General features: G+C 38.7%; 5 protein-coding genes and 1 pseudogene. All 6 read left to right on the top strand.

Annotation, left to right across the window (positions count from 1 at the left end; translation table 11 throughout):
• Positions 1-250: pseudogene (locus QZU45_RS11655) on the top strand (hypothetical protein); the annotation flags it as partial.
• Complete coding sequence (locus tag QZU45_RS11650) at positions 243-767, top strand: phage tail protein I (RefSeq protein ID WP_295355470.1); 525 nt, start codon at positions 243-245, stop codon at positions 765-767. The pseudogene QZU45_RS11655 and the gene QZU45_RS11650, both read left to right, overlap by 8 nt.
• A 124-nt stretch (positions 768-891) precedes the next feature.
• Positions 892-2,307, top strand: a complete 1,416-nt coding sequence (locus tag QZU45_RS11645) for a hypothetical protein (RefSeq protein ID WP_295355468.1) — start codon at positions 892-894, stop codon at positions 2,305-2,307.
• Between the two features lie 43 nt (positions 2,308-2,350).
• Positions 2,351-2,905: a hypothetical protein gene (locus QZU45_RS11640; RefSeq protein WP_295355466.1), complete on the top strand. Its 555-nt coding sequence runs from the start codon at positions 2,351-2,353 to the stop codon at positions 2,903-2,905.
• 254 nt (positions 2,906-3,159) lie between these two features.
• Positions 3,160-4,314: an RNA-directed DNA polymerase gene (locus QZU45_RS11635; RefSeq protein ID WP_295355464.1), complete on the top strand. Its 1,155-nt coding sequence runs from the start codon at positions 3,160-3,162 to the stop codon at positions 4,312-4,314.
• On the top strand, positions 4,286-4,811 hold a 526-nt coding region (locus QZU45_RS11630; protein ID WP_295355462.1), incomplete at its 3' end, for a hypothetical protein. The genes QZU45_RS11635 and QZU45_RS11630, both read left to right, overlap by 29 nt.

Raw genomic sequence — 4,811 nt, 5'->3', positions numbered from 1 at the left:
AAATGATATTTCAAAGATATCTCAGATTACAGCTTCTGTTTTACAGGCTGTAGAAAATTACAGAATATGGCAGCAAAGTAAAATCGGTCGTGATATTAATCCTGATGTTCTTATCAAAATGGTTCGTGATGCAGGCGCAAAACGTTGCGTTATAACAGCGCCTGTCTTTACAACCGTTGATAAAGAGCACGTAGCCCAATGTTCTGCTTCAAATGTGACAATATCATATGGAGGAGCTGAAGATGCATAAATCGGAAGATAAGACACTCCTGTTTGCGCTCCTTCCTTCATCAATAAAAGAAGAACCGGTATTTAAACATTCAGCTGAAGCTTTATATGCCGGTGACGATTCAAAAGATCATCTAAAAGATGGTCTTTTTTATTACCGTTTTGATGAATTAAGCAGTGATACTTTAGACCATTTAGCTGCTCAATGGCACGCCCATGTATGGAGAGACTCCTGGAATATTGAAACCAAGCGACAGGTTCTCCGTTCTTTAATTCAGACTAAATCTCACCTTGGAACAAAGGGAGCTATCAAAGATGTATTAGCTGGGATTGTCGGAAGTCAGGCATCTTCAATCAAAGAATGGTTCGAAATGGAACCTCAGGGTGTTCCTCATACTTTTGAGATTAGAGTAGAGCAGAATCTTGCAAACAGTTCTTCCATTCCTCTCAGATGGTCTATACCCACCTATATTCACCACCTGAAAGATGGGAATACTTTGATGCATCAAAGAACTATGTTGGCGCTATGTCTCAAATGACTTACGTGCATCTGAGAACTCCTAATGATTATCACTGTGATATGAAGGATGAGACTGTAGTTGCACCTGCTCATATCACTACCATGTCTTATGCAAAACTATCAACTTAACTGGAGATAAATAAATGTCAGATTCTTGCATTGTAACCAGAGCCGGTATTCAGGCTCTTATTAACGCTGAAGCAACTGGAACTACCACTGTTACCATTGCAAAAGCTATATTTTCATCTACAGCAATTACAGCAAGTGCATTATCTGTTCTTTCAGATATTACAGATATTGTTGCCGAGATTAACACTGTAAGCGGTGTTGCTACAGATGAACATACTATTCATGTTTCAGCCGGTGATGTCAGTGATGCTGTTTATACTGCTAAAACCATTGGTTTTGTTACTGATGGTGGAGTTCTTTTTGCCGTTGCTTCCAGTGAAGATGGTCTATTATCTAAGATTGCTACTACTCAGGCTTATGCAAGCTTTGAACTTGTACTTACTCAGGGTAATCCTCAGTATGTAACCTTTGGAGATACTAATTTCTTAAACCCAGATGCAACAGAGTCACAGAAAGGTGTTGCTCAGCTTGCAACTGCAGCAGAAGCTTCTGCAGGTACAGATACAAAGAAAATCATCACTCCTGCTACCCTAAAGACCGCCCTTGCAGATAGCGCTAATGGTCCTGATACCACTGCAGGTGTGGTAGAACCTGGCACTGATGAAGATGTCTGGGCAATGGTGCCAAATGCAAAGGAAATCAAAGGAACCATTTCTCTGTTTGACCTTTGCCCTTCAGGTGCACCTCAACATAATGCTTTATATCGCGGTAAGAACATCACTTCATTATTCACCAGTGGTGAATTCTCAGAGAATGTGGCCAATGGCACTTTTGATGATATTTATCCAGGTGATTATATTGAATTACCAGTTACCATCAGCGGTACAACATATCAGGCAAAATGGGTTGTAGGTGAATGTGACTATGCCCTTCATTATGGTGATACTGAGTTAACAGAGCATCATGTGTTAGTGTTCCCTGATATTCAGCTTGGAACCTCATATATGAATTCTACAAATACCACAGCCGGTGGTTATAAGGGTTCATACATGTACACAACTAAGATGCCTGCAGTTAGAACCGGCATCAAGAATGCCTTTGGTTCTTCTCATGTATGTTCATTCAGAGAATACCTAACTAAGACCGTTAACACCTCTATGGCTTCAATGGCAGGCGGTGGCTTTACTGGCGCATCATCTGATGCTGAATGGACTACTGTAGAGGCCTGCGATATAATGACTGAATCAATGGTTTATGGTAGCAAGATGAGTTCTAGTTATAAGGATAGACATGATTTCCCTAAGATAATTAGTGCTTTCAGCCATAACTCAAGTTTAAGATTTACTGATTTAGCAGGTAGCCGTTACTGGTGGTGGCTTCGTGACGTTGTCTCTTCGTCTCGTTTTGCGAATGTCGGCGGCCATGGTGGTGCCCACTACCACAACGCTTCGAACGTTGGTGGTGTGCGCCCTTTCTGCTTAATCAAGTAATCTTTAATCTGGGCGCCCTTGTGGCGCCCTATAGGATGTTAAGTTGTCTGTTTTAAAAAGATTTCGTACTCAGGCTAAATTAGAATTTTTCACTAATGCTCAGAAGCTCAGGCGCGATTTCTTCATGCTGATGGCACGTGATTTTGGAATAAAGAAAGGTGTTAGAACCGTTGAATTTATCACAAAAGATATGCAGCCAGAAGATCAACAGATGTTCTTAGCAATTGTTAATAAATACGGCTTTACACGGTTTGATACTGAATACCCACAATGGATTATAGAAAAATTTCGTGATTCATTATGGCAATTAACACGCGAACTATTATTAAATCTCACTGCAGCTAATTCTATTTATGCTTTTGACTTCAGAGAAGCGCAAGAAAGGCGCTTATTCCAGGATAAAGCAATTGGAAATTGTGAGCAGATTTTAAAAGAATTAGAGTTTATTATTGATGTATTCCCAGTGGCCACAAAGAAATATACTCCTTACATTCAGTTAGTTGAAAAGGAGATTTCTTTAATCAAAGGTTGGAGAAAGTCAGATAATAAACGCTTCAACGATTTGCGTAATGAAAACGCAAATACAGCCACACTCTAAAAGCAGTTGTCTCTTCGTCTAATTTTGCGAATGTCAACAACAATGGTAATGCCAACTACAACAACGCTTCGAACGTTGGTGGTGTGCGCCCTATGCTTACATGACACAGATTATTAGGTTATATACCGAGTTGTCAGCAGCAAAGCAGGAGAGTGTGACTTTCCTCTGTGGAAGCAGTTCTTCCATGAGGTGAACCTAGTCCGTGACGCTTTCGGTTACGACCGCTAAAGCTATCAGCACGGACTCCCTCTTAAATGTATTTTGATGCTCTACTCAATCCAGATAACTACTACAAAGCTTTTCATAAGATCAAATCTGTAAGCGGTTGGAAGGATAGCACTCAACATTTCAATCTGAACCTCAGCAGAAACATTCTGCAGTTGATTGATGAAATAGAGCAGGGCACATATAAACCTAATCCCTTTAATGTATTTACTCTAAGCGAACGTGGCCATATAAGACTTGTAAAAGCTTTATCTGTAAGAGATAGTCTGCTTCAGCATGTTCTCTGTGATTCCGTTCTGGTTCCTAACCTTAGACGTTATTTAATCTATGACAATGGTGCAAGCCTAAAAGGAAAAGGTGTTTCTTTTACAAGGGCAAGATTAGAAACGCATTTAAGAAAATACATGGCCATCAATAGCACTGATGGTTATATTCTTAAAGTTGATTTCAGAAAATTCTTTGACAATATTCCTCATGAACCACTGATTCAATCAATTATTTCAAAGATCCCAGATCAAAGGTTAGAACATCTGTTAAGAGTAATGCTGAAGGCTCATGAAACAGATATTTCATATATAACAGAACCTAATGAACATAACATTATCTTTAATTCACTTGAGTGGCAGAAAGTTCCCAAAGAATTATTAACCGGTCAACGCTTTCTACACAAAGGTCTAGGCATTGGTGCCCCAGTATCTCAAATTGCAGGGATATTTTATCCAACTCCAATTGATACCTGGTGTAAAGTGGTTAGACAGTGCAAGTTCTATGGCCGATACATGGATGATATTTATATCATTGAAAGAGATAAGATCAGACTGCAGTTCCTGCTTGAAGAAATAAAAGAACAAGCTGATAAGCTAGGCCTATATGTTCATCCTAATAAAACACAGATTATAAAACTCTCACATGGCTTTACCTGGTTAAAGACAAAATACGATCTAACTCCTTCCAACGGCATTCTTAAACGAATGGTCAGAGATAATGTAATCAGAGAGAAAAGAAAAATCTCTCATTTGGCCAAACTTGTTAAGGCAGGAGTTATTGAACCAGACATATTAACAAATCAATTTAAGTCCTGGATTGGTGATAAGACAAAATACCATGATAGGAAAAAGTTAAACCTACTAACCAACTTTTATTTGAAGGAGCTTAATGATGCTGTACGCAATCAAAGACACTAAATATCAGGGTAATATCTTCAACGATAATTCCAAAGCCTTTAGAGAATCTTTAGAAGCTGAAGGCTATACTGTTGCATGGTTTGATGAAGAGCCTGATTTCTACAAAGAATGGGTAAATACACCTGCAGCAGATGGTGTTATTGAATTAGAACTATCAGTAGATCAATTCAGAGATTTCAAATTAACTAAGCTTGAAGATGCAACTGAAGGCTTTGAGGAAAACAAAAACTCCCAGATGTATTTTATCTCTTCAATTGGATATAAATTCAGCGGTGATAGAAGAACAAAAGACAATCTGAAAGAAAAGATTGAATACTTTGATTATCTGTCTTCCGATACCAATGGTGTTAAGACCGTTAAATTCACTGATTTTGATAACATTGAGCGCGATTTAACCAAAGAACAGTTAGAGTTAGTCCGTTCTGAACTTATTACTAATGGCCAGAACCTTTACAATCTTAAAACTTCTTACAGAAATCAGCTTAATGAAGCAAAGA

Origin of the sequence: uncultured Succinivibrio sp. (genome assembly GCF_902756765.1) — a bacterium.
Taxonomy (GTDB): Bacteria; Pseudomonadota; Gammaproteobacteria; order Enterobacterales; family Succinivibrionaceae; genus Succinivibrio.
This window is presented reverse-complemented; position numbering and strand designations above follow the sequence as displayed.